General features: G+C 61.0%; 26 protein-coding genes and 1 tRNA gene. 9 read left to right on the top strand and 18 right to left on the bottom strand.

Features of this window, described 5'->3' with window-relative positions:
* Positions 1 to 113: 113 nt before the first annotated feature.
* Positions 114 to 317 (bottom strand): cold-shock protein, encoded by a 204-nt coding sequence (locus QP977_RS03505; protein ID WP_005511370.1) that lies wholly within the window; start codon positions 315 to 317, stop codon positions 114 to 116.
* Between the two features lie 315 nt (positions 318 to 632).
* On the opposite strand from QP977_RS03505, the gene QP977_RS03500 reads away from it, so the two are divergent.
* Positions 633 to 2,969 carry a DEAD/DEAH box helicase gene (locus QP977_RS03500; protein ID WP_070827656.1) on the top strand — a complete coding sequence of 779 codons (2,337 nt, stop codon included), beginning with the start codon at positions 633 to 635 and terminating at the stop codon, positions 2,967 to 2,969.
* Here the strand turns inward: QP977_RS03500 and QP977_RS03495 are convergent.
* The 7 genes from QP977_RS03495 to QP977_RS03465 all read right to left on the bottom strand — a co-directional run bounded on the left by QP977_RS03495 (position 2,953) and on the right by QP977_RS03465 (position 8,283).
* Positions 2,953 to 3,318 (bottom strand): Rv3654c family TadE-like protein, encoded by a 366-nt coding sequence (locus tag QP977_RS03495; protein ID WP_070603587.1) that lies wholly within the window; start codon positions 3,316 to 3,318, stop codon positions 2,953 to 2,955. The two genes, QP977_RS03500 and QP977_RS03495, sit on opposite strands and share 17 nt — an antisense overlap.
* A complete protein-coding gene (locus tag QP977_RS03490; protein ID WP_053092999.1) occupies positions 3,315 to 3,668 on the bottom strand; it encodes a TadE family type IV pilus minor pilin in 354 nt (117 codons plus the stop codon). The genes QP977_RS03495 and QP977_RS03490 overlap by 4 nt, the downstream gene beginning before the upstream one ends.
* The gene (locus QP977_RS03485) at positions 3,661 to 3,933 is read right to left on the bottom strand and encodes a DUF4244 domain-containing protein (RefSeq protein ID WP_016421935.1); all 273 of its coding nucleotides are present in this window, start codon (positions 3,931 to 3,933) and stop codon (positions 3,661 to 3,663) included. The genes QP977_RS03490 and QP977_RS03485 overlap by 8 nt, the downstream gene beginning before the upstream one ends.
* A 207-nt stretch (positions 3,934 to 4,140) precedes the next feature.
* The gene (locus QP977_RS03480; protein ID WP_284847139.1) at positions 4,141 to 4,794 is read right to left on the bottom strand and encodes a type II secretion system F family protein; all 654 of its coding nucleotides are present in this window, start codon (positions 4,792 to 4,794) and stop codon (positions 4,141 to 4,143) included.
* A complete protein-coding gene (locus tag QP977_RS03475; RefSeq protein WP_101738998.1) occupies positions 4,791 to 5,681 on the bottom strand; it encodes a type II secretion system F family protein in 891 nt (296 codons plus the stop codon). The genes QP977_RS03480 and QP977_RS03475 overlap by 4 nt, the downstream gene beginning before the upstream one ends.
* 66 nt (positions 5,682 to 5,747) lie before the next feature.
* Entirely contained in the window at positions 5,748 to 6,893 is a 1,146-nt protein-coding gene (locus QP977_RS03470) for a TadA family conjugal transfer-associated ATPase (protein WP_080985603.1), read from the bottom strand.
* Positions 6,886 to 8,283, bottom strand: a complete 1,398-nt coding sequence (locus tag QP977_RS03465; protein ID WP_284847138.1) for a CpaE-like family protein — start codon at positions 8,281 to 8,283, stop codon at positions 6,886 to 6,888. Before QP977_RS03465 ends, QP977_RS03470 begins: the two co-directional genes overlap by 8 nt.
* Before the next feature lie 699 nt (positions 8,284 to 8,982).
* Between QP977_RS03465 and QP977_RS03460 the strand changes: the two genes are divergently transcribed.
* Complete coding sequence (locus QP977_RS03460; protein WP_284847137.1) at positions 8,983 to 9,882, top strand: HAD family hydrolase; 900 nt, start codon at positions 8,983 to 8,985, stop codon at positions 9,880 to 9,882.
* A 24-nt stretch (positions 9,883 to 9,906) separates the two neighbouring features.
* On the opposite strand, the gene QP977_RS03455 is transcribed toward QP977_RS03460, so the two are convergent.
* Positions 9,907 to 10,914, bottom strand: a complete 1,008-nt coding sequence (locus QP977_RS03455; RefSeq protein ID WP_350309570.1) for a Fic family protein — start codon at positions 10,912 to 10,914, stop codon at positions 9,907 to 9,909.
* 204 nt (positions 10,915 to 11,118) lie between these two features.
* Here QP977_RS03455 and QP977_RS03450 point away from each other — a divergent pair, with 204 nt between their 5' ends.
* Both QP977_RS03450 and QP977_RS03445 read left to right on the top strand, forming a co-directional pair.
* Positions 11,119 to 11,619 carry a phage holin family protein gene (locus QP977_RS03450; RefSeq protein WP_016421928.1) on the top strand — a complete coding sequence of 167 codons (501 nt, stop codon included), beginning with the start codon at positions 11,119 to 11,121 and terminating at the stop codon, positions 11,617 to 11,619.
* Between the two features lie 94 nt (positions 11,620 to 11,713).
* Positions 11,714 to 12,691, top strand: coding sequence for an alpha/beta fold hydrolase (locus QP977_RS03445; protein ID WP_284847136.1), 978 nt, complete (start codon positions 11,714 to 11,716; stop codon positions 12,689 to 12,691).
* Positions 12,692 to 12,773: 82 nt separating this feature from the next.
* Here QP977_RS03445 and QP977_RS03440 read toward each other — a convergent pair whose 3' ends face one another.
* Genes QP977_RS03440 through nth form a run of 4 tightly spaced genes read right to left on the bottom strand, consistent with a single transcriptional unit; the run spans position 12,774 to position 16,525 of the window.
* The gene (locus QP977_RS03440; RefSeq protein ID WP_149421296.1) at positions 12,774 to 13,970 is read right to left on the bottom strand and encodes a MarP family serine protease; all 1,197 of its coding nucleotides are present in this window, start codon (positions 13,968 to 13,970) and stop codon (positions 12,774 to 12,776) included.
* A complete protein-coding gene (locus tag QP977_RS03435) occupies positions 13,967 to 14,824 on the bottom strand; it encodes an NUDIX hydrolase (RefSeq protein ID WP_049189452.1) in 858 nt (285 codons plus the stop codon). The genes QP977_RS03440 and QP977_RS03435 overlap by 4 nt, the downstream gene beginning before the upstream one ends.
* On the bottom strand, positions 14,821 to 15,579 hold the full coding sequence (locus tag QP977_RS03430; RefSeq protein ID WP_070652843.1) for a TlpA family protein disulfide reductase: 759 nt from the start codon (positions 15,577 to 15,579) through the stop codon (positions 14,821 to 14,823). Before QP977_RS03430 ends, QP977_RS03435 begins: the two co-directional genes overlap by 4 nt.
* A gap of 16 nt (positions 15,580 to 15,595) precedes the next feature.
* On the bottom strand, positions 15,596 to 16,525 hold the full coding sequence (gene nth / locus QP977_RS03425; protein ID WP_370449823.1) for an endonuclease III: 930 nt from the start codon (positions 16,523 to 16,525) through the stop codon (positions 15,596 to 15,598).
* Between the two features lie 500 nt (positions 16,526 to 17,025).
* Between nth and glxR the strand changes: the two genes are divergently transcribed.
* Together glxR and QP977_RS03415 are read left to right on the top strand one after the other, a co-directional pair.
* Complete coding sequence (gene glxR, locus QP977_RS03420; protein WP_005511668.1) at positions 17,026 to 17,709, top strand: CRP-like cAMP-activated global transcriptional regulator GlxR; 684 nt, start codon at positions 17,026 to 17,028, stop codon at positions 17,707 to 17,709.
* Between the two features lie 193 nt (positions 17,710 to 17,902).
* Positions 17,903 to 18,121: a hypothetical protein gene (locus QP977_RS03415; protein ID WP_284847135.1), complete on the top strand. Its 219-nt coding sequence runs from the start codon at positions 17,903 to 17,905 to the stop codon at positions 18,119 to 18,121.
* Between the two features lie 162 nt (positions 18,122 to 18,283).
* On the opposite strand, the gene QP977_RS03410 is transcribed toward QP977_RS03415, so the two are convergent.
* The 4 genes from QP977_RS03410 to QP977_RS03395 form a co-directional block, all read right to left on the bottom strand.
* Positions 18,284 to 19,099, bottom strand: coding sequence for an MBL fold metallo-hydrolase (locus QP977_RS03410; protein WP_005511689.1), 816 nt, complete (start codon positions 19,097 to 19,099; stop codon positions 18,284 to 18,286).
* 135 nt (positions 19,100 to 19,234) lie between these two features.
* Complete coding sequence (locus tag QP977_RS03405) at positions 19,235 to 19,711, bottom strand: RidA family protein (RefSeq protein WP_070854037.1); 477 nt, start codon at positions 19,709 to 19,711, stop codon at positions 19,235 to 19,237.
* 135 nt (positions 19,712 to 19,846) lie between these two features.
* Positions 19,847 to 20,008 (bottom strand): Sp36 family protein, encoded by a 162-nt coding sequence (sp36, locus tag QP977_RS03400; RefSeq protein WP_005511670.1) that lies wholly within the window; start codon positions 20,006 to 20,008, stop codon positions 19,847 to 19,849.
* Positions 20,009 to 20,079: 71 nt separating this feature from the next.
* Positions 20,080 to 20,442: a WhiB family transcriptional regulator gene (locus QP977_RS03395; protein ID WP_005511664.1), complete on the bottom strand. Its 363-nt coding sequence runs from the start codon at positions 20,440 to 20,442 to the stop codon at positions 20,080 to 20,082.
* Between the two features lie 370 nt (positions 20,443 to 20,812).
* On the opposite strand from QP977_RS03395, the gene QP977_RS03390 reads away from it, so the two are divergent.
* A complete protein-coding gene (locus tag QP977_RS03390) occupies positions 20,813 to 23,221 on the top strand; it encodes a transglycosylase domain-containing protein (protein ID WP_410397534.1) in 2,409 nt (802 codons plus the stop codon).
* A 61-nt stretch (positions 23,222 to 23,282) separates the two neighbouring features.
* Here the strand turns inward: QP977_RS03390 and QP977_RS03385 are convergent, their stop codons facing one another.
* Complete coding sequence (locus QP977_RS03385; protein WP_016421920.1) at positions 23,283 to 23,744, bottom strand: GatB/YqeY domain-containing protein; 462 nt, start codon at positions 23,742 to 23,744, stop codon at positions 23,283 to 23,285.
* A 39-nt stretch (positions 23,745 to 23,783) separates the two neighbouring features.
* Between QP977_RS03385 and QP977_RS03380 the strand changes: the two genes are divergently transcribed.
* Positions 23,784 to 24,719, top strand: coding sequence for a metallophosphoesterase (locus tag QP977_RS03380; protein ID WP_016421919.1), 936 nt, complete (start codon positions 23,784 to 23,786; stop codon positions 24,717 to 24,719).
* Between the two features lie 171 nt (positions 24,720 to 24,890).
* Positions 24,891 to 24,967: transfer RNA gene (locus QP977_RS03375), tRNA-Pro, on the top strand.
* Positions 24,968 to 24,986: the final 19 nt, after the last annotated feature.

Here is a 24,986-nt window from a genome sequence, read left to right as displayed (position 1 = left end):
TTCCACGTGGGAGAATCAAGGCTCACCCCATGAACACAACATGGACCTTGAAAAGCCAAAAATTCCGCGCGCCAAACCAGACAATAGCCCAGTTCAACCCGGAAACGGTTGACTTACAGAGGCTTCACGTCCAGAGCCTGCGGACCCTTCTGGCCCTCACCAATCTCAAACTCGACTGCCTGGTTCTCTTCCAGCGTCTTGAAACCAGTGCCCTGGATCTCGGAGTAGTGAACGAACACGTCGTTGCCACCGTCAGCTGGGGCGATAAACCCGAAGCCCTTCTCCGAGTTGAACCACTTCACAGTACCCTGTGCCATTACAAAACTTCCCAACTTCAGGATTCGATAAAACAAGTATTCGCCACGCACATCCGGCCACACACGATGGGGTAAACACGGCCAAAGCACCCTTTCGCCTCGTGCGAGTTTTTGCTGGGTGCCCGTTGGCGGGCGATACACTCAAAAAGTCTGCCACGTTTGGGGCGCGAGCGCCGATTAGGAACAGCTTCTTGCCACCCCCGTAAACCCGTGTTCGGAGTCCGGAGAAACTGGGGTGTCGAATAGCGAGAATGTGGCTGATAGGAAGCGTCGTCAAGCATATGAAGTGCGCGTTTACAGGAAAGGGTGGTGTCGGTGGAGTCGTTTGGGCGGGAGCTGCTGGGGCCGGTTATTCGTGCGCATCCGCGGGCGACAGTGACGCACATTGCGGACCTTCCTGCGCGTGCTGGCGTGACCGCGCCTTGGCCTGAGTGGGTGCCAAGTTGGCTAAGAGAAGTGCTGGTAGATCGCGGAATTGAAAACCTGTGGACTCATCAGGCGACAACCGCGAACCTCGCCCGCGAGGGCGTGCACTGCGTCGTCGCGACGGGCACGGCGTCGGGTAAATCGCTCGGCTACCTGCTGCCCGTGCTCACAGAACTGTCCGCCACCCCCGCGGCCACCGCGCTGTACCTCTCTCCGACCAAGGCGCTGGGCGCCGATCAGCTGGACACTGCACGCGCGATGGCACCGGCGTCACTGAGTTCGCTGATTTCGCTTTACGACGGCGACACCCCACAAGACGCCCGGCGCGCCATCCGCGACCACGCCCGTTGGGTGTTTACCAACCCCGATATGCTGCATGTTTCGGTGCTCGGCAACCATGTTCGGTGGACGCGGATGCTGCGCAACCTGCGCTATATCGTCGTCGACGAATGCCATGCCTATCGAGGCGTGTTCGGCGCCAACGTCTCTCAGATTTTGCGTCGCCTCCTGCGGCTATCCCGCGAGTACGGTGCCTCGCCGACCGTGATTTTTGCCTCTGCGACGACCAACGACCCCGCTGACCAGGCTCGTCGCCTCATCGGCGAGCCTGTCGAGGCCATCACCGAAGACGGCGCCCCGGTCGGCGAGCGAACGATCGCCCTGTGGGAACCCGGCCTGCTCCCCGACCTCCAAGGCGAGAACGGCGCACCCGTGCGCCGCCCCGCCCCGACCGAGGCCGCGGATATCATGGCCGACCTGCTTGTCGAGGGCGCCCGCACCCTGACCTTCACCCGTTCGCGAAGCAGTGCTGAGAAGGTAGCGCTCGGCGTGCGTGAGCGCCTGGAGAAGCGCCACCGCAGCGATATCGCCGAGCGCATCGAGTCTTACCGCGCCGGCTACCTGGCCGAAGAGCGCCGCGACATCGAGCGCATGCTCGATGACGGCACCCTGCTAGGTGTGGCCACCACCAATGCATTGGAGCTGGGCATTGACGTCGGTGGCCTCGACGCGGTGGTGCAGGCCGGTTTCCCGGGCACGGTCGCTTCATTCTGGCAGCAGGCCGGCCGCGCGGGTCGTCGTGGCCAGGGCGCGCTGGTGGTGCTGGTGGCTCGTGATGACCCCATGGACACGTACTTGGTCCACAACCCGTCCGCACTGCTGGGCAGGCCGGTGGAAAAGACCGTCTTCGATCCCCGCAACCCACATGTGGTGTGGTCACACCTCTACTGCGCGGCTGTGGAGAAACCCGTCACCACCAGCCAGCTTCAGGCATGGGGAACCCTGCCCGTAGCCGAAGACATGGTGTCCGCAGGCTGGTTGCGCAAGCGCACCTGGGAAGGACAAGAACCCGTCTACTACCCGACCGACCGCGATGAGGGGCCGCGCATTGCCACTGCCCACGATGCCGTGAACGTCCGCGGCGGTGATGGCCAGGAAGTGGCCATCGTCGACCAGACCGATGGTCGACTGCTTGGCACCATCGATCTTGGCCGTGCGATGCAGCAGGTCCACGACGGTGCCGTCTACTTGCACCGCGGTGAGTCCTATCTTGTCGACCAGCTGGACTTCGACAGCCTCGTCGCCCTGGTCCACCCCGAGCAGCCACGCTATTCCACCAGCTCGCGCATGGACACCACCATCCGCATTCTGGACGTTGACGATATGCGCCACTACCAGGGCCTACAGGTCGCTTCCTGCCAGGTCGAGGTCTTTCACCAGGTCACCTCCTATCTTCGTCGTCTGGATACCGGCGAGATTCTCGACAGCGTTGAACTTGACTACCCTCCGCAGCGTTTGGTCACGCGCGCCGTGGCCTACACAATGCCCGAGTCCAGCCTGCGCTCGTGGGGTGTGGGCTCCGACATCGCACCGGGGGCTCTCCACGCAGCCGAGCATGCGGCTATCGGCATGCTGCCGCTGATTGCCACCTGCGACCGCTGGGATATCGGCGGTGTTTCCACGGTCATGCACGCCGATACCCAGCAGCCCACCGTTTTTGTTTACGACGGGCACCCTGGTGGTGCGGGGTTTGCCGACCGTGGCTACGAGGCCTTCGCTCAGTGGATTCGCGCGACCCGCGATGCCGTCGCCGCCTGCGAGTGCGAATCCGGCTGCCCATCGTGCATCCAGTCGCCCAAGTGCGGCAATGGCAACGATCCGTTGGACAAGGCCGGTGCAATCAAGGTGCTCAGTGGGGTATCGCGCGCGCTTAACGACGGCCAGTAGCAGCATCCTCCACCGCTACCGGCCCTGCTCTGGACGTGGCTTTTCTCTCCTTTCGTTGGACGCTGACCTGCACGTCCTCCCCATCAATCTCACAGGTCACAAGGCGTGCGTGGTTAGCTTTTGCGATTGACCCCGCAGCTTTGCAGGCGTCGTCGCTCTCTTGCGCTGCCACGGCGCCGGCCACCGCGGCCAGGTCCGCTGCTACCGCTGCCTGCCGAGCCTGCACCACCCTCACCCCGGCTGTAACTCCAACCAAAGTCAGAACGACGAAAGCGGCGATGAACAGTGCAGCTGCGACTGTGGTGGAACCTTCTTCTTCGCGGAGAAGGCGGGCTGTCACGTTTCTCATGACGATGCCGCTCTTTCCCGCAGTGCGACCGCGCGTGCTTCCAGCGAAAATGGCCCCGCTGAGCGCCGAATGGTCACGCGCACGGTACCGGAGGTTTCCGATATCGCGACCTGCCCATCCGCGTCTGCGCGAAGCTCGGCTACTGTCTCCGCATCGCCCCGCGCCTCAGCCCGTGCGATGGCTCCGGCTGCGTCGGTAAGCCCTAGGTACATTGCGATTGTGACCAGCCCGGACAGAGCCGTGACCATGACCGTGACCAGCGCCGCGAGACCGAAAGCGGTTTCTACCGTCGTTTGGCCTTCGTCGCCGACGCACAGGCGATGAAGCGTAGAGCGGATGCGGCTAGACATCGGTGTTGAGCGCCCTTTCGATGATGTCGGTGAGCGCCTGGGTGATATCGCCGCCGGTCACGACGGTGTAGAGCAGGGCTCCGAAAGCGGCGGCCGCAATAGTTCCGAGAGCATATTCCACGGTTGACATGCCGTTTTCCTCAGTTGCCAGAGCGTGCAGACGCTTGTGCAAATACGAGCGCAGCTGGGACTGCGCAGCGGTCAGCGGATTGGTTGAAGAGTTGGTTGGAAGGTTGGTCGGATGGTTGGAGTTTTGAGTGGTCATGAGTGTTTTCCCCTGTGTGGATGTCGAGTGACAGGTCAGTTGTGAGGTGTGATGTGCATTGACGCGCGTTGATGCGCGTTGATGCATGTTTGGATTGCAGCGCGGCAGGCGGCCCGCGCGCGCAAGCGAGTACGCAACCGAGAAAACAACCAGCACTGCATCCGGCGCGTGCCAGCGCGCGAGGCTGGGCGCAGAAGTGTCCACGCTTCATGACGGCATCAGTCCTGCAAACATTTCGTCGGCAAGCCCAGCGATGGTGGGCACCAAACCCAGCACCACAAACGCGGGTAGAAAGCACAACGCCAGAGGCCCGGCAATGAGGACACCAGCCTTTTCGGCGACGGCTTGCGCCGCATCGTGCGCTTGACTGCGGTACGTGGCAGCGGTGTCCTCCAACGCCTGCGCCAGAACGGTGCCGGATTCGCTTGCTCGGCGCCCAGCCGTCGCCAGGGGCACGAGCGCGGGTGTGGCAGCAAGGCTGTCCCAAGCGGAGTGCGCGCCCACGGACAACCTGGCGGAACACTGTCGAAGTGGCTCGGCCAGCTCAGGGTTTGCACCATCGGCAGCTGCTGCCATGGCCTGTGACAACGGCATACCGGAGCTCAAACAAGCGCCAATGATGTCGAGGGCCGCTGCGGCATCGAGCAGCACAGCCGAGCTGATGCGCTCACCTCCACTGAGAGTTCGCACACGTTCCCGCACCTGTGCGGCAATCTGCGACACCCGATTGGTCACCTGTCGACGTAGGCCTCCTCGCACACGAGCATCCGACTCGGCTACCAATTCGGGCAGTCGGCTGCGGACGGGATTGAACGTCGGCAAGCAGAGGTAGACGGCGATGAGAAGTGCGGCGGCAATCATTGTCCGGCCTCCGCACGATCGATGATGGCGACCGCCCATTCGATGCCCGCGCACACCAGCCCGACACCGATGACCAGCACAATTCCTCCGATACCGCGACTGAGGAACTCGAATGGGGAAGCCCCGAACGCTTGCCCCATGACCAAACCGAACACCGGCAGTGAAGCCAAGATGGCGATCGTCATGCGCGGTCCCGCCAGCGCAGCAGACGTCTGTGAGCGATGCGCCTGACGAGCCTGCAAATCACCCCGCGCGCAGTCCAGCAACCCAGCCAAACTCAGACCGTGCTGCTGCGCCACCGTCCACATACGCCCAATCCGGCGCAGTTGCTCCGAAGATTCTTCGCCCTCCCACGGGTCGGCGAAGTTCGCGCGATGCGCCGCGTGCGCGAGATGATCAGCCAACACAGTCTCATCCTCTGACCTGCGCAATTCCGCTGCTGCCGCGTTGAGCGCTCGTGAAGCCGCCGCTCCTGCGCGCAGCTGCGTGGTCAAGGTTTCCAGCGCTACCGCAGCGCTGTCCGCTTCCCGACGTTCACAGCGCCTCTCCCCCACAGCGCGCACTACTGCCCCTGCGGTGCGACCCAGCAACAGCCCGGCTATGACACCTGGAATCCCGGCGATCCACAGCAACACGAGTGCTGGGCCTGCAACGATGAGGATTGATAGTCCTGCAGTTCGATTCGCACTGCCAGTGGTTGCTGCGCTCGACACCGTGGAACCAGCACCAAGTCCAACCATGCGCTGCAACCACTTCAGCCCGCTGGACACCTCGCGGGCACGGCCTGCCAGTGCTCGCGAGCGCACCGCCGCCGAGCTGTCCGGCCAGATAGCGACTGCCGCAGCCGCTCCCCCAATGAGCATCGCCACGCTAAACTCTTCCCCCATAGCTGTTAATCTCCCCGTCTAATCCCCTGGCGTTTCCTCTAGTCATTCCATCGGGTATTCCACCGGTTATTCCCCGCCGACCAGCAACTTCTGCAACGCTTCCCAACCCGGCCCAGGCCCATCCCGAGCAGTCCAGACCTCCACCACCTCCGGTGGGTTACCGCGTAGCAGCCCGATCTGTGCCAGCCTGCGAACATCAGCGCGTTCGACCACCAACACCACCTGCACCGCCGAGACCAACTGCGCATGTAGCCCGGCGCGACCAAGGCCACCGATCAACCCCAGGGCCTCAAAGCGCGCGACGACATCCCCAATCCGGTTGGCGTGAATTGTCCCCGCCCCACCGCGATGCCCCGTATTCAACGCTGCCAGCAGATCCACCACTTCGGCGCCTCGAATCTCACCGACGACAATGCGGTCGGGACGCATGCGCAGCGCCTGCTTCAGCAACTCCTGCTGCCCAATCGCACCGGCACCCTCCAGGTTGGCGGCCCTGGTCACCAGCTTCACCACATGCGGGTGCTGAGGTTGCAACTCCGGAGTGTCCTCGATACACACAATGCGCTGGTCAGGATTAACTTCTGAGAGCATCGCCGCCAATAGCGTGGTCTTTCCCGCACCCGTGCCACCGGCGACAATAAACGACAGCTGTCTCGCCACGATTCCCCGCAACACCGGCAGAATTTCCGGTGGAAATAGCCCGACATCGCATAGCTCCGCAAGTCCGCGACGAGCCGGACGCAACACCCGCAGGCTAATCTGAGTGCCGGTCGCCGACGGTGGTGAAAGCACCGCATGAACTCGCACACCACAGCCGCCGACACCACCAGGAATATGGCCGTCAGCCCAGGGTTGCGCGTCGTCAAGCCTTCGTCCACACCGCGACGCGAGCCGCACCGCATACGCGCGCACCTCGCCCTCGTCCGCGAAGGAAATCTCGGCGCGCTCCAGTCCGTTGCCCGCGTCGACCCAGACCTCGCCCGGCGCGGTTACCAGCACATCGCTGACACCCGGGCGTCGCAACAGCGCATCCAACACACCCGCGCCCACTGTTTCCTCGCGAATCGTGCGTAGAATCTCCAGCACCTTCACATCGGAGACAACCCCCGAGGTCTCTGCGCGAATGATGTCGGCGACCTCGCTATGCGATGCCACCCCAGGCCGCTCCGCAAGCGCCGCCCGCACCGCTGCCAACAGCCTGACGTCATCCATCGCCACCACCGCCGACAAGGGCAAACATCGCTTCCAATCCCCGCGTCAGCTTGCCGACGGCCCCAGCGAGCCCGCCCACATCTATCTCGTGAGCTACTTTCTTGCAGTACTCAATCTCACCAACAATGGGCAGGTCGAGAGCGTATTCCACCTCTTCGACACTGATATCGCGGTGCTGCTGGTACCGAACTGCAAGATTTGGGGTGAACCCCGCCTGTGCACAGATGCTCGCCAAAGGGCCAGCGGCTGCGATAGCTCGAACGGAGGTGGGCAGGACTATGACGGTGTCATCGGCAAGCGCGCCGAGAGTGGTGACGTACTCCACCTGCTTCGGGCAGTCCACGATGACCGTAATTCCGGCATGAATAAGGCAACTAATGGTGCTGGCAATGTGCCGGACATCGTCGGGCCTGTCGGTTCTGCCGGACCTGTCGGCGCTGTCGAATTTGTTGTTCGCCGTAGCGTAGTTGTAAGCCGTCTCGGGCGTGCGACTGCGAGTCCACGTCAACACTTTCAGCGCGGGCGATCGCGGGCAGGATGGCAGTGCTTCGTAGAGTGCCGCCCCGTCGAGACGGCCATCAGCAGCCGAGAAATCTTGCCACCTCAATCCCGGTTCCGTTTCCATCCCGAGCACCAGATCAATGCCTCCCGCCAGCGCGTCCGCATCCACCAAGCAGATGGGCCTTTCGCGGGAAAGAACCAATGCACTCGCTGCCGCCGCGATGGAAGCACCGGCACCGCCGACCGCAGGAACCAACATCAGGCACGTTGCCGAGGAATCGGTTGTAATTGCCGGCACGTTCGGTACGGGTTCTGTACCTGGCGCTGTAATCACGTCGGTGCTTGCAGGTGACGCTGGGTTCTGATGGTGGTTCAGGAGGCTCGAGCCGTTTTGGTGATCGGTGGGATTCGGAGCATCCGGGCGTACGTCGCCACGACCGAGCAGTTCGACAATATCGACGTTATCCGCGGGCAAACTAGCACTGTAAACAGGAGCTAAAACCTTCGCTACCTGCGCATCTTCCGCCTCAGTATCACTGCGGACCAGAAAGATTGCTCCCTCACAATGAGGCCGCCCGGCTAATCTTCGGGCTGCCGGTGCATCGACGAACACCGCTGGTGCCCGACGCCACAGGGCCGATGAAACTCCCGCTCCTGTCGATACTGACGATGGGGCTAACGCTGTGGCTGATGCTGGCGGCGAAGCAAATGTTTGTGCGGCCACTGGCGCTGCAGCCACAGGTGGCACGGTCTCCTGCACACAGTCACGACCGGTAGCAGCGACTATGAGCGCAACCTCTTCACGCAGCGCCTCATCATCGACGGCGTTGACTACTGGATTTGTTGGAGCCTCAGTTCGATGAGCCATGGACAGTTTCTTGATTGCCATGGCCATAGCGTGCACTACAGGGCGGATTCAATGACGCCCGCAAGGGGCCAAAACCTCGCTGTCTGTGGATAATTTTCAGACTGTGGATAACTGCAGAACGCCACGTCGCCTTTGCCTTATGCTACTGCGCGACCTGGCTACTGCGCGGCCTGACTACTGTGCGGCCTGGCCAATGCAAGTTAGTGACTGCGTTTATGTCAGGTGGCGTTGGGTCGATGCGAGTTAGTGACTGCGTTTATGACAAAAATGGCACGAAAAATGGCTTGAAAGTGTCATAAACTCATACAGTTTCACATTTGCAGCCCGCAATTTTTACTACACACCCCTCAACATTGGGCCAAAAAGGGGCGACGCCCCGCGCCGGGGGGGGGATTGGCGCGAGGCGTCTTTAACCGGCTCGGGGGGGGATTGAGCCGGGGCGGCCTCGCAGTCTGTTTCTAAAAAGAACAAGAAGGGGCCAGCCACGTCCAAGTATTACATATCCCAAGGAATCTGCAAATACCTTACAAAGGATTTAATGCCCAATATGTTCGATGTCACGTTTCCTCGATTAATCGCGCCCAGGAAATGCCGCGCCCCAATCGCCGCCAAGCCCCCCCCACGACCGCCACCGGCCCAATCGCCCCAGTCCCCCACCCAGCAGTTAAACACTCATAATGCTCTCCCCGGGTCCGACATCCATGGGTAAGCTCGGAGTCTATGAACACCGGCGAGAACAAGGCGTCAACAACGCCGCAGCCTCACGCTTCTACGGACACGAGCAGCTCTAAAAATGCCCAAATCGCTGCAGGCCTCCACGCCACCGCTGACTCTCGCGTCGCTGCGTTCTTTGACCTGGATAAAACCATTATTGCCAAGAGCTCGGCATATGCGTTCAACAAGCAATTCCTCGAGCGCGGCATCATTTCGCCGACAGACATGCTGCAAATGGCGCTCAGCCATGCCCTATACATGTCGCAGGGGCACGATGAGGCGCAAATGGAGGCCACCCGCGAGCAGTTTTCCGCCCTTATCGCTGGTCACAGCGCCAGGGAGCTGCGCCAGGTCGCCATCGAAACCCTAGAGCAGAACATCACGCCGTACATCTACGCCGAGGCATTGGAGCTCATTCGTGAACACCGCGCACAGGGGCATCAGGTGTTCATTATCTCGGCATCGGCTCGGCAGATTGTTGAGCCCATTGCGCAGGCGCTCGGTGTCTACAACGTGGTGGCCACCGAGCTGGAGGTCCGCGATGGGCTCTTCACGGGTGAAACGGAGTTCTTCTGCCGGGGCGAAAACAAGGCTGTGCAGATGCGTCGGATAGCGGAAAAGCGCCAGTTCGACCTGGCCGAATGCTTTGCGTACTCGGATTCCATCACTGATGAGCCCATGCTGTCTGCAGTCGGCCATCCCGTTGTGGTCAATCCCGATCGCGCTCTGCGCAAGATTGCGACGGAACGTGAGTGGCCTGTGCGCCAATTCCGGAATCCCGTCCCGCTGTTTCGCGCGCCGTCGAAACGCAATGCTGCAATTCTTGCCGGCGTCACACTGGTGCTTGGCGCGGGTGCGACGCTGTTGGCACTGCGCAACAACGACGACGAGTCAAAGGCCGACTAACCCACCATCCGGCAGCCAGCCCGCCTACACCGCTTCGGCGATACCGCGCGCTTCCACGGCACCGGCCTTCAGCCCCTCCAGGTGCAGGAGAATCCACGCACGCAGGCCATCGGCGCTTCCCGACGCGAACCCCTCTGCGGCCTCGAAATACTCCTGGCGGTGGCGGGTCCAGTAGACCTCGGGCACGGCCAAGCCACGCGGATCCAGGCCGGTTGCGACAGTTGTCAGTCGCGAGGCGGCGCGGGCGATGATGCCGTTGTGATACTCGAAGGGGCGCAGAGTCAGCAGCTCACCGTGCACAATCGCCGAGAGCACACCAGCATGAATCTGGCTGCGGCCAGTGATGAAGTCACCGAGCACGTGCAGACGCTGCTCCTTCATCGCGGACGAGAGCTTGTCATCACCGACCGGACGGCCGGCCTTCATCCGCGCCTCGGAACCGTCTTCAGTTTCACCTGCGGGCGATGCGTTCAACGCAAACTTGGCCAGCACCTGCTGCGGAGCGCGCTGCCACACGCGAGTGGTCTCACCAATTGACTCCGGGGAAATGGTGTCGGCAACCCGCAGGGCTGCTGCGAGTACGGGGTCGGTGATGTTGCCGTCGTCGGGAAGCGATGGCTCGCCGCCTTCTAGCCACGCCGATGCCCGAGCGCCACGCAGGACCGACTCGGAGCCGGTGACGTTGTGCTTGCGCAGGTTGGCCTTGTGCCTATGGACGGCCTGGATAGCCTTGGCCGCGACATCAGCCGCGTGCGCAACGCCGTCGAGCTGCCACAGGGGCGCGAGGGGGTCCTTGGGGTCAGGCTGCGGAATAGCAGCGGCGGGAGCACTGTCAGCGCCACCGGCACCCGATTCAGATGCCTTCGCCTGCGCTGCCTCACGCTCTGCGCGCTTCTTCGCCGACACGGAGGACACACCCAGGCTCATGCCAGCTAGGCCACCCTTTCCGACACCGGCGCCATTGCCGACACCGTTGCCAGCACCGGCGCCAATTCCATCGGCTCCACGCACGTTCTCAGGCTGATTGTTCATATCCCACACCCTAATTCTTCACCGCTAAGTAAGTGACAAACTTATATAGAAATGGTCAAAGATGAGAAAAACTTCAACGAGTTCTTGGCTTTTTCGCCCTTATGGCGCGCCCTACCCACAATCAGAGGTAGTATGGCAGTTTGTAACTGCAGTTTTAAAGTTTCAAACCATCTTTTCCAACCATCTGCGTAGGAGGAAGTACACGTGAGCAACGACGATACGAAGGGTCTCTTTACCGACGGCACCGAACCGCGTGTTACCGCTATCCCGCTGAGTGATGTGGATAGCAACGCATCGGGTGATGCTAGCGTCGGCCAGCTCGTGTCTAATGCTTCTTCGCAGATTTCCGCTCTGGTTCGCTCTGAGATTGAGCTGGCCAAGGCCGAAATTGCTGGCGAGGCTAAGAAGGGCGCAGTTGGCGGTGGCTTCTTCGCGGTTGCCGGCGTCGTCGCGCTGTACTCCTCGTTCTTCTTTTTCTTCTTCCTCGGCTGGCTGCTGGATGTTTGGCTGCCAACCTGGGCTGCATTCCTCATCGTTTTCGTTCTGATGCTGGTCATCGCCGGTGTTGCAGCACTGCTGGGTCTGAAGAAGGTCAAGTCGATCCGCAAGCCGGAGAAGACCATCGAGTCGATGCAGGAGCTGAAGGGGGTCGTGCCGTCGGGGTCGGCGAAGAAGTCTTCGCAGTCGAACGGTATGTACACCTAAAGGCTTGAAAGAAATTGGGCGGGACTTTGTTGGTCTCGCCCTTTTGTCTTATTCAGTCCCGGTTTAAGCCCTTCGGATAAGGTATTTTCCCCTCATGACCTCCCTCAGCGATTCTCTTACCGGCCCCTGGCGTCATCGTCTCATTCACGTCCGCGGCCAGCGCCTGCACATCGCCGAGTGCGGCCGCCCCTCCGATCCGCTCGTGTTGTTTATTCACGGCTCGACTGGCGGTTGGTTTGAATGGCGCGAGGTTTTGCCAATGCTTAACGACGACTCGGGCGACCCCCTCCCCGTGCACGCTGTGGCTATTTCTATGCGTGGCTACGGTCAGTCCGACCGAACACCGCATGGCTACGATCCGTTTGAGGCGGCCCAGGACATCGCCTCGTCGATTCGCTCGTTGGGGCACTCGACCGCACTGCTGGTCTGTCAGGGATTCGGCACGTGGGTGGCATGGACGCTGGCCTCGCGGCAGCCGAACCTTGTTGCCGGAATTATTGGTTGTGGTGCTGCTCATCCGAAGGTGTGGCTCAACCAGTTGAAGAGCCCGTGGTCGGAGGACTTCCGCAGTAGCCTAGCTCCGCTGCTGCGCCGTTCGTGGTGGGATTCGCGGCCACGGATGCCGCGGTTGCGTCGCAATCAGTTCAGCACGCAGGCGGCTGAGGCTCGCCAGCAGCGGCTCATTGACCGCATCGTGAGCGAGTCCATGTCCACCGCCGGAGAGGGGTTCGCCGAGACCCCCGAGGGGAAACAGACCGCGGAACTCATGTCTGACAGCCTGGCCAGTGGGGCACTCCGCCCTGCACTGGCACATATGAATTGGTGGACGCGACCGGCTCCGGCCGCTTTCCGCAAGTGGTTGGGCGCGATGGAGGGGTCGTCGAAAAGCGATGAGCACACGGTGCTGCTCGTCGGCGAGCAGGACACTCGTACCCCACGTGCGCTGGTGGAGCTCAGCTCCACCCACGTGCGCGTTGTGCCGGATTGTGGGCACTTCCTGCCGGTAGAGAAGCCTCAGGCTGTGGTGCAGGCGATCAGGGATCACCTGCACTGGTTGCCGGAAGGGTCTTAGACTCAGGCTCGGCTGGGGTTAGCCGGAACTCTCCTGCGGTTGCGGCTGGGGCTGACCTGCCCATAGACACACAACTTTCCGCTTACCCTGCCACGCACTGCTGCGTGCCGATCGCCCCGTAGTTATCCATCGCCTCATCAATGTGTGGCTGGACCTCGGCGTGCGTCAGCGCGTAACCAGTCTGGTCATTATTCACACCGGCACCGAAGACCAAGCCCAGAATCTGACCCTGCGGCGTAATCAGTGGGCCGCCCGAGTTGCCGTGGCGCACATCTGCCTTCAGAACATAGGACTGACGCTCGTGCCGAGTCGACGAATAAATATCCGGGCCTCGAATAATGATGTTCTCCGTCACGCGCGCAGGTGTGGCCTTAAAGGGCCCGGACTCGGGAAAGCCCAGCACTACCGCGTCATCGCCCGGACGAGCTTCCTGATCCGCCCACTGCATGGGCTCCAGGGGTAGGTCGGTGGTTCGGAGCAGGGCGACGTCGTCAAGCGGATCGTAGTGCACGACGTTCGCGTCAGCCATGCCGACCACGGTTTCCAGTCGAACAGTGGTGGCACCGGCGACCACGTGCGCGTTTGTCAGAATCAGATCCGGCGCGATGACAAAGCCAGTACCCTGCAGCAAGCGTTCACACTGCGGAGCTTCGCCCAAGACGCGGACGATGGACGGTCGAATACTGTCGACGACACCCTGTGAAATCACGTTGGGGTCGGCGGGTTCATCGGGGACGTTCTGCTTGTAGCCGAAAGGCGGAGCGATGGCGGGCATTCCATCATCGCGAAGCTGACGGAGGATGCCACTGAAGCCGTCGCTCCATTCGTCGGGCGCGACCTGGTCAATGAGGTTCATGCCCTTGGACTCACGCACCCAGTCGGCAAACTGCCCGGGCACGGCGGTGGCCAGGGGTACGGCGATCATCCATGTCACTACCAGCGCCGTCACGGACTGCACGATGGCACCGAGGCTCGAATCCAGGCCGACTGCCAACGGCGAGCGAATGGTATTCCGCAGCGACTGCCCCGCCACTGTTCCCACCGCATGACCAATCAACGCCAACAGAATCACCGTGCCGAGGCCCAGAAGAACCTTTCCCGACTGGTTCTCGACCTGCGCCATAGCTAGCGGCGCCAACGGCACACCAATGACCAAGCCCAGGACAACGCCCAAAATGGCCATAATCGACGACACTGCGCCCTGCTGCCAGCCGACGATAAGCGCGAAAATGAAGACCGCCAGCAGCGCAACGTCAAACACAGCGATTGCAGGCATCATCGTCGGCCTCCCTTCAGTACGGACAGTTTTTCACCATTAGCGGAACGCGCGAGCACTGGCAAAAGTTTCTGGACGTTGGTGTCGTCCCACGGTTCCGACCAGCCGGCCACATCCAGCAAGTAGGACAGCACGCCGCCGGTAAATCCCCAAACGATGAAGTCGCCAACTTTAAATGCCGGCCCTGTCCAGCCGTGATAGCCCAGCATCATGCGGTTGTCCGGATTCGTCAGATGGCTAATTGGCACATTGAGCACCGATTCCGTCTCTGCAGGGTCGACCACACGCAGCGGATGCGGTGCATGCCAATACGCCAACACCGGATTCACCGCGAAGCCAGTCCGCGAAATGTCAATCGAGTCCAGCACCCGCACCGGCGTCACCGTCTCTCGGTTCAGGCCGGTTTCTTCCTCGGCTTCACGCAGCGCGGTATCGATTTCATCCACGTCCTCGGGATCGACACGACCGCCCGGAAAAGCCATCTGGCCTGCATGCTTACGCAGGGTTGTCGCCCTGTGCGTAAGTACCACGCTGGCATCCTCCGGCCGTTGGTGCGCCTCCGCATCACCGCTGATCAGCACCAACACCGCCGACCGCGCCGGATTCCGCAACGGTTTCTCCTGCGTCGAGGAGTCTCGCCGCAACTTCGCAAACGCACGCTTCACGCTTGACGACGAAGCGGAGCGACCGGCCACCTGCTGCTCCGAGTGGCCTGTTGTGGCGTGGCTGGCGCTGCTGGCGTGACCTGCCGCGTCGTGATCAGCGCTGACCAGGTGCGGCGGCAAACTATTGGTCAACCATTTCGGCAGATACAGCCCCGAGCTTGCGTCACGATTCCACGACTGTCCCTGAGTCACTTCAATGCACCTCGCACGAGATCCGTAATCTGCTGCGCATCGGTGAATTCACCAGGATGAATGGTCGCCACCGTGCCATCTGCCTTAAACACCACGGTGATGGGCACAACTCGCGGTAGATTCAACGCTGGTCCGACCACGTCGACCGTGTCCGAGTAGGTCGGTAGCTTCACTCCGATTTCCTGCAGGAAGGCCTGGCCACGCCCCGCCTCACGAGCCGCATGCACCGTCGCCACCTGCACGTCCGGATTGTCCTTGGCCCATTGCTCAATAAGCGGTAGCTCTTGGCGACACGGCGCACAGTTCCACGCCCAGACATTAAGCACTGTCGGCTTGCCCTCGACGACCTGCCCCATGTCCACCAGTTCCACTTGCCCAGCCTCGTTGTCCTGGCCTGCCGAGTCTCCCGACTCCGCCAACAGCGGCAAGCGCACACCGGTCAGTGAGCCACTACCCGCTACCGCCGCGATCTCATCCTTCGACATCGCTGGCGCTGCCGACGCACCATCCACTTCACCATCACGGCCATCGCCATCACTGCCAGCGCCATCCGCACCGACACTCACACCAGATCCGGTCCCACCACCATCGGTCTCGTCATTGCCACTAGTGGTATTCACAATCGCGAAAATCACCAGACCCACAATGCTAACTCCCGCGATGAGCAGCGTAATCAGCGATGCCGAACGGTTAACGTCCGCCTGCCGATCCTCATAGTGGCCACCATTGTGACTATGACCGCCCTGCTCATTCACGAAAAGTGCTCCTCGACTAGTCCTGTGTCGCTGTGGTGTTGCGCGCGCTATCCCCGTCGTCAAGCGCGGAAAGTTTCTCCCCACTGTAGCCGTCATTAAGACCGGCCAGGTAGAGAAGCCATTCCCTGTCGTCTGACTTAATCAACTTCTCCGCAGTCTCCGGCTCCGCCGGACCCTCGACGCCATACGACGGGCAATCCGCCGCCAAGAAGCACGCCCCGCACGCCGCCCGGCGCGAATGGCACACCCGGCGACCGTGGAAAATCAGCCGGTGCGAAAACCACGTCCACTCCGCGCGCGGTAGCACGTCCATCATCTCGTGCTCAACGCGCACCGGATCTTCCTGCTCTGTGAGGCCCATGCGCCGCACCAGACGCCCAAAATGCGTATCGACCGTCAAACCCGGCACCCCAAAAGCATTCCCCAGCACCACGTTTGCCGTCTTTCGCCCCACGCCCGGCAGCTTCACAAGCTCCTCCAACGTGCCCGGCACCTCGCCGCCGTGCTGCTCCATCACCCCCTGCGCAAAACCGATGATGTTCGCAGCCTTATTCCTGTAGAAACCCGTCGGCCGAACGAGCTCCTCGACCTCTTCCTGGTTCGCAACCGCCAAATCGGCTGGGCTGGGGTACCTAGCGAACAGCGCCGGCGTGGTCATATTCACCCGCACGTCCGTACACTGCGCCGACAGAATCGTCGCCACCGCAAGCTCATACGGATTACGAAAGTCCAGTTCACAGTGCGCATTCGGGTACGCCACCGCCAGCGTGCGGTTAATCCGCCGCGCACGCCGCACCATGCCCAGGCGCGTCTCCTTCCCTCGCGCCGCCGGATGCGCCCCCACCGCCCGACGCTTCTTCGACGTCAGGGATCCCTGCGGGTGCGTGGGTTGGGGTTTGTTTATCTGGTGCGTGCTTAACGACGATGCCTTGCCAGTCGTATCCATGGTCGTAGTGTATCGGCTACCCCGGATTGCAATTCGCGTGCGCACCTTTCGCGGGCCGAATCTTTAGATTCGTCCGGGATGCGGATGGAACCGGTAGCAGCTCGGGCATATTCGGTCAAAAACCAAAGAAGTCATGCCCCACCACATCTTGCAACACCGTTAGCGAATTATTAGTTATAAATACACAGTTCAGCGGCTTTTCACCAGAATTCCCCACAGGCGCAGTGGCTCTTTTGCTACAGTGGTGTTTATCACATCTTGGTGACGGCGTAGTTTTGGGATGCATCTGTAGTGGCGATTTGTCGTGAAATTCGCCCAGGGATGAACCTGCCTTGAAAGCTGGCAGCGGCGTTACCGGGAAAGACCGAAAGTAGTGGGACTAGTGGGACGGGGCAGTTTCTCTTCCTGTTTGGCCACTGCAATCTGTAGTCGAGTGCTAATTTGGCGGCTGCTGGCCTGTATTTACGGTGGTTAGTGGCCAAAGACAGGAGAATTTTACCGTGGATGACGTCAAGGAGATTCTCTCCCGGGCCGGTGTATTTCAGGGAGTCGACCAGGAGGCTGTGCAGGCCTTGCTCGGCGAGCTCGAGACGGTTCGCTTCCCGCGTGGAACCACCATCTTCAATGAGGGTGAGCCGGGCGATCGGCTCTACATCATTATTGATGGCAAGGTGAAGCTGGCTCGTCGCTCAGCCGACGGTCGTGAAAACCTGTTGACCATCATGGGCCCGTCCGACATGTTCGGCGAGCTCTCCATCTTCGACCCGGGCCCGCGCACCTCTTCGGCGGTCTGCGTCACCGAAGTTTCCGCCGCGTCCATGAGTGCCGATCAGCTGCAGGAATGGGTTGGTTCACACCCTGATGTTCCAGCTCAGCTGCTGCGCATGCTGGCCCGCCGTCTGCGCCGCACCAACAATTCACTGGCTGACCTCATTTTCACCGACGTCCCAGGTCGCGTTGCTAAGTCCCTGCTTCAGCTGGCCAATCGCTTCGGTGTTCAGGAAGGTTCTGCTCTCCGCGTGAACCACGACCTGACTCAGGAGGAAATCGCACAGCTCGTCGGTGCCTCCCGAGAGACCGTTAACAAGGCTCTGGCAGAGTTCGCCCACCGCGGCTGGATTCGCCTTGAGGGCAAGTCCGTGCTCATCTCCGATACGGAGCGTTTGGCCCGCCGCGCACGTTAGCTTGTTGCGCACGTTAGCTTGTGGCGCACGTTAGCTTGTGGCGCTTGCGGCGCTGCCCAAACGACTCACATCCCGCAGCCTCTGCTTTTGGATCCCCGGTTCCCGTAGGAGCACATGAAACGCATGAGGCTCGCGGGATTTTTGTTGTCTTCCCCCGCTGGCCTGGCATGCTGACCTGGTATGCCGGCCTGCCATGCCGGCCAAGTTTGGCGCACTTATCGACGCTTTTCTGCCACTTATCGATGCTTTCCCGGCACCTATCGATGCACCATTCACCGATTTCTCCTTGCATCAATCACTTATCGATGCGCTGTTCACTTATGCGCGCGCTATAGCTCATCGACAAGTGGATACCTCATCGATAAGTGATTGGGCTGGCCCCGACGAGGCCAACCCACCCAACCGGCACTAGCCCACCCCAACCAGCACTACCCCAAACAAAAAGCGCGCAACCCGCAAAACTGCAGGTCACACGCTCTTTTCATGCGGTGAGTCGAGCTCAGCTTCAGCCAAGTCTCAATTAAGCCCAGCCCAGCAACCGGCCGAAGCCGAGGCCGAAGCCAAAGCCCAGCAATTACTCCCCGTGATCGCGCAAGTAGCGCAGGGTCACACGAGTCGACTGCTCAGCAGCATGACGCAGCACCGGATCGACATCGGTGTAAATCTCATCCACAATCTGGTCGACCGTAGCTTCGTCGCCCAGCTTGGCAACGGCATCCTTCACCTGCTGAAGGCGCAGCTTACGACGCTCAATGTACTTCTGCGTCATTACAGTGATGTCCGGCAGGTCAGCACCATGACCAGGCAGCAGACGAACACCCTTGCCGCGCGAATCCAGCATTTTCAGGGTTTCCATGTACTTACCCAGGTCGCCGTCGGTCTCCGAAATCATAGTGGTGTGGCGGCCAGCGATCGTGTCACCGGTAACGATGCCTTCAACATCGTCCTCGCCATCACCAGTGTGGATGAAGAAGCAGACGGAATCAGCGGTATGACCAGGGGTTGCCACGACCTCAATCTGCGGAGTCACTCCGTCGAGGACGATACGTTCGCCGTCGACAAGCGGATCCTGACCTCCCGCGCAGTACTGAGACTCCAGCTCACGAATCGGCGCGCCGGTGAGCTGGCGGAAACGTGCGGCGCCATCAGCATGGTCGCCATGACGGTGCGTCAGCAGAATCAACGCAACGTCGCCGGCATAACGCTGCAGGACGTTCAGGTGTCCCTCGTCCTCCGGGCCCGGATCGATGACAATGCTGCGGCTATCCCCCTCAGCCTTAATAACGTAGGAGTTCGTACCCTCCAGCGAAGAGTAGCTGGGGTTCGGGCACAGAACGACGCCCACAGACTGAGAAATCTGACGCAGTTGGCTATACGCAGGATGCTCCATGTCCTCTATCCTACGTGGTTGCGCAATCCGGGGAGCGCGCCACGTCGTCCAATTCGGCTCATTTGGGTGTAAGCACGCTTTACGACGACCCGGAGAACGCAGCATCCCCGCTGGTCACGGCAGCAAACACAGCAGCTACTGGGCTACTTCAACGATGATTTCGACTTCGACGGGAGCGTCCAGCGGAAGCTGATTCACACCCACTGCCGAGCGAGCGTGCTGGCCGCGTTCGCCAAAGACGTCGCCGAAGAGTTCCGAGGCTCCATTGATAACGCCCGGTTGACCAGTGAATCCGGCGGCGGAGTTGACGAAGCCGACGACCTTCACGATGCGGGTGACGTTGTCCAGGCCAACCTCAGCATCGACTGCGGCCAAAGCGTTGAGGGCGCAGGTGCGGGCTGCCTCCTTGGCCTCCTCAGCAGTGACTTCTGAGCCGACGTGGCCGACGTGGGTGAGCTCGCCGTTAACGAATGGGAGCTGACCGGAGGTGAAAACGAGGTTGCCCGTGCGCGTTGCGGGTACGTAGGCCGCAACTGGCGCGGCAACTGCAGGCAGGGTAAGCCCCAGGTCCTCGAGGGCCTGGGAAGGAGTGCGAGATTCAGAGTTGCTCATTTGAGTTAAGCCTTTCCACGGCGACTGGGGCCCGGCGAATAAAGCCGGCCAAAGAAAGATGGCAGCCAACTGTTAGTCAGCTGCCAATCGAAAGCACAACCGCCGTTGTTAGTTAGGTGCTAGACACCGAGGTAATTAGTCAGCCTTCGGGCGCTTGAAGTAACCGACGTGGTTTTCGCCGGTCGGGCCCGGGAGAACAGTGACGAGTTCCCAGCCGTCCTCACCAAAGTTGTCCAGGATGGCCTTGGTGTTGTGAATGAGCAGCGGTGCGGTGAAGTATTCCCATTTAGTAGTCATGGAAGCTACTTTATCTGTCCCCCAGCCTCGCGCGCTGGGGGTTTAGTTTTACTTCGATTTAAGTTCGGTTTTTACTTAGCCAGCTTTGCCTTGCGCTGAGCTGCGTACTGCTCAGCGTAGAAGTCGGCCCACGAAGTAATTTCCGGGTGCTCGCGCAGCATTGCGCGGCGCTGACGCTCGGTCAGGCCACCCCAGACGCCGAACTCGACGCGGTTATCCAGAGCGTCGGCACGGCACTGCAGAACCACTGGGCAATGGCGGCAGATAACTGCGGCTTCGCGCTGTGCGGCGCCGCGAACGAACAACTTATCCGGGTCAATATCGCGGCACTTAGCGCGCGGGACCCACTCCTGACGATCGCGGAAGCTCTCTACACCGAGCTCGTAGTCTGGAGTAGTAGCAGTGCGGTTGCGATCGGGAATCGTGGCGGTCATTGTAGCCTCCTCGTGCCTGCGATTTTCGTTATTTCGAAATAGTTTCAACTAAATAGTGCTGAAATTTTGTTGTAAGTCTATTCACACCACCCAAATAATGTCGATTGGGTCACACTGGGAGGGTGGACGTGGCGCAGCTCTAAATACAACAATGCAGGTGGGGCAACTTTTTCCAACAAAAGCACGGGGGTGATTTGTGTCACTATGAAAATCTTTTTCCAGAAACCACCCCACGATGACTTGCCCGGTATTGTAAGGGCGCTCGTAGCGATCCTCCTCCGCTCGCCAGGCGTTTTTCTGGGCTCGCCGGGCATGCCTCTAGGCGGATTTTCGAAAACTCACTTCGGCTCAATCCGCCCTACCTTGTAGTGTGATTGCTGTGAATAAAGGTTCGACGCTGTTCAAGCTCTCCGTTGCCACTGTGTTGGCTGCGTTGATTGTGGCCAGCGCCCTCTTTCCTCTTGTGGGCGGCTCGGCCTACCTCGTCGCGCGCACGGCTGATGAATTCGCGTCGGCGTCGCGGTCGGTGATTTCTAAGGACGCACCGGGGGTCACCACTATTACGGATCGTAATGATCAGCCAATTGCGTGGCTCTATGATCAGCGGCGGTTTAATGTGCCGTCGGAACGCATCTCGCCCGCTATGAAGGACGCGCTGGTCAGCGTGGAAGATAGGCGCTTTTATGAGCACTCTGGTGTGGACTGGAAGGGCACTGCTCGTGCGGCGGTAAAGAACTTCATGTCCCAGTCGGTGCAGGAAGGCGCCTCCACAATTGAGCAGCAGTTGATTAAGAACCACACGCTGCTGGTGGACGCAGAGTCGGAGTCGGAGCGCCGCGCTGCTACTGCCACGGATTATGGTCGCAAGATCCGCGAGATTCGCATCGCGTTGGATCTGGAAGATGAGCTGACGAAAGACGAGATTCTGACTAAGTACCTGAACTTGGTCCCCTTCGGCAATGGCGCTTTCGGCGTGGAAGCTGCAGCTCAGACATACTTCGGCATTCCCGCGTCCGATCTGAATGTCCCGCAGGCCGCTCTGCTCGCGGGCATGGTTCAGCAGTCCTCCGGGCTCGATCCGTATACAAATCCGGAAGGTGCGCATGCACGGCGTAACGACGTGCTTGCGGCCATGGAATCCACGGGGGCAATTGGCCCGCAGGAGGCTCAGGACGCCAAGGCAGCTGATCTCGGTATTCTTCCGGAGCCTCAGCGCCTGCCGCAGGGTTGCATCGCGGCGGGCGATCGCGGTTTCTTCTGTGACTATGTGGTCTCCTACTTGGAGAACCACGGTATTGAGACCGAGAAGCTCAAGCGCGGTGGCTTCCATGTGAAGACCACACTGGACCCGCGTGTGCAGGACAGCGTGCAGGAGTCTCTGCGTCAGCAGGCCTCACCGACTGCGGATGGCGCAGCCGAGGTTATGAGTTTGCTTGAGCCTGGGGATGACTCCAGGAAGTTGCTCGCGATGGCGTCGTCACGCGTATACGGCCTCGATGCGGAACAAATGCAGACCGTGCAGCCGCAGCCATTTACGCCGGTGGGCAATGGCGCGGGCTCGATTTTTAAGATTTTCGCGGCGACGTCGGCGGTGGAAAAGGGGCTGGGTATTGACACCAACTTCCCGGTGCCGCGTCGTTATGAGGCCTCCGGGCTGGGCACCGGTGGCGCAGAGGGCTGCCCGCCGGGCCTGTACTGCGTGGAGAACGTAGGTAGTTTCCCGCCGTCGATGTCGCTACGTGAGACGCTCGCACGGTCGCCGAATACTCCTTTTATTCAGATTTCGGAGCTGGTCGGCGTCGATGGCGTGATGGACATGGCGGTACGCCTGGGCATGCGCTCATACACGGAGCCGGGCAGTTTTGATGGTGAGTCCTCGGTGGCGGACTATGTCTCGGAGCATAAGCTCGGCTCGTTCGTGCTGGGTCCGACGCCGGTGAATAACCTTGAGCTGTCCAATGTCGCTGCCACCCTGGCCAGCAATGGCCGCTGGTGCGAGCCCTCTCCGATTGAGTCGATCACGGATTCCAAGGGCAATGCGGTCAAGCTGAATGTGCCACCGTGCGAGCAGGCAGTGGAGCCGGGTGTCGCGCACGCGATCGCTAATGCGCTCAGCAATGACGCCACCGATGGCACCGCGAAGGATGCCGCGAAAGAGCTGAATTGGGAAGGCCCAGTCGCGGCTAAGACCGGTACCACCGAGTCGAACCAGTCCGCGGCATTCCTGGGCTTCACCGGCGGTCTGGCCGGATCGGTGTACGTCTACAACGACACCCCGACGGTCACGGAGCTGTGTACGTCACCGCTGCGCCAGTGCCCAAGCGGCAACCTCTTTGGTGGTCGCGAGCCCGCGCGGACATGGTTCGGCGCAGTTGGCCCAGTCATCGAGGACTACGGCGGAAAGAACCTCCCCCCATTGGATTCGGACTACGGCCTGGGCACCTCTATCACCCAAATGCCGAATGTGGTGGGCATGCAGAAGGCCGAGGCCCGGGAGACCCTTAAGAAGGCCGGCTACAAGGTAGAGGAACGCACAGTCTCCCTCACCGGCGAGTCGCGCGGAATCGTGGTCGGGTTGGATCAGCCGCCGCTACTACTCAAGGGTGGCACCGTCACGATCCGCGTGGCCGATGGCACCCGCCGTCCGACCCCGCCACCAGCGCCGTCGCCGCGACCGGAGTCGACGACGCCCCGGCCGGATCCGCTACCGCAGTTCCCTCGGCCAAACACTCCGCCAGCGCCGAGCTTGCGGGATCTGATTCCGCTGCTGCCGTTCTAGTTCGCCCTAGAAGGCAGCTCCAACGCTTATCGCCGAAAAGGGAAAACGGCGAAAGGTCGCGCTAGCCCTGCAGGGCAGCCTTAACGGCCTCGGAAAGCCGCTTGCCATCGACCTGGCCAGCGGCCTTTTCCTTAGCCACCTTCATAACCTGGCCCATGATCTTCATGCTCGGCGCGTCATCGCCAGCAACCTCGGCCACAGATTCCGCGACGAGGTTCTTCACGGCGTCGTCGTCAAGCTGTTCCGGCTGGTAGCGGGCGAAAACCTCTGCTTCGGCGAGTTCGGCGTCGGCAAGTTCCTGACGGCCGTTCTGGGCGTACATCTCAGCGGACTCGCGACGCTTCTTGACCTCCCGCTCAATCACACGCAGCACCTCGTCATCGGTGAGCTCGTGCTTGGAGCCGGAAACCTCCTCGGTCTGGATGGCGGCCTTCAGCATGCGCAGCGCCGCAACGGTTTCCTTGTCGCGGGCCTTCATCGCGGCGGTCATATCGGAGACAATTGTGTTCTTCAGTTCACTCATACGCCCTAGATTACCGCTGTAGTTGATAGTGTCTCTGTCATGACATCGCGCGCTTTTTCCAACCAAATTCTGCGGTCTGCCGCAGCTCTCGCCACGCTTGGCTTGACGACGTTCCTCTACGCGAACCAAATCGAATTGCGTGCATTTAAACTCCACCGTGTGCAAGTTCCCGTGCTGGCACCCGGCACGCTCGCCCGGGTGGGAAAGCGCGAGGGTGAGCCTTTCCGGATTCTGCATGTCTCCGACTTCCACATGCTCCCCGACCAGAAGTTGAAGCAGAAGTGGGTTGCCAGCCTCGATGCTCTGAACCCTGACCTGGTGATTAATACCGGCGACAACCTGGGCAGCGACAAGGCCGTCCCCAGTGTCCTCGCAGCGCTCGGCCCCCTACTGAACCGTCCGGGTGCCTTCGTGTTCGGTACGAATGACTACTTCGCGCCACGGCCTGTCAATCCGCTGAAGTACCTGACAGGCAAGAAGCGCAAGCCCTCACGCGTCGAACTGCCGTGGCGCGGCATGCGCGCTGCGTTTATCGAGCACGGCTGGCAGGATGCCACCCATGCCCGGCTGGAGTTTGTGGCGGGTGGCGTGAAGGTGGCGCTGTCCGGTGTAGATGACCCTCATCACGAGTTGGAGGATTATTCGCAGATCGCCGGTGCTCCGAATGCGGATGCCGACATCGCTATCGGCCTGTCGCACTCGCCAGAGCCCCACGTGTTGGATGCTTTTGCGGAAGACGGCTACGACCTGGTGCTTTCTGGTCACACACACGGTGGCCAGGTGTGCCTGCCCGGCGGGAAGGCCATTGTGACCAACTGCGGTATCGACCGCTCGCGGGCCTCGGGGTTGTCGCGCTGGACCGAGAAGACATGGCTGCATGTCTCCAATGGCCTTGGCACTTCCCCTTACGCTCCGGTGCGCTTGTTCTGCCGCCCATCCGCGACCTTGATTGAGGTTGTGGAGCGGGATTCGTAGTTCGTAGTCCGTCGGGGTGCAGTTCGTAGTTTGTAAGGGCGCGGCGGAGACCGCGGCTTGTTCCCACAGCCCGTTAAGCAGGCGTTTTGCATTCTGGCTCAGCGTCGGGCTAAAGTAAGTCCTCGCAAGCACAGCACTGAGACGTATGTTCCCAGTTCGTGTCTGCGGCCTCGGGGTATGGCGCAGCTTGGTAGCGCGCTTCGTTCGGGACGAAGAGGCCGTGGGTTCAAATCCCGCTACCCCGACCAAGTAGAAACCCTCTCTCAC

The organism is Corynebacterium sp. MSK012 (assembly GCF_030232435.1).
Classification (GTDB): domain Bacteria; phylum Actinomycetota; class Actinomycetes; order Mycobacteriales; family Mycobacteriaceae; genus Corynebacterium; species Corynebacterium jeikeium_D.
Note: the sequence above shows the minus strand (reverse complement) of the source record. Positions and strands in the feature narration are given on the sequence as shown.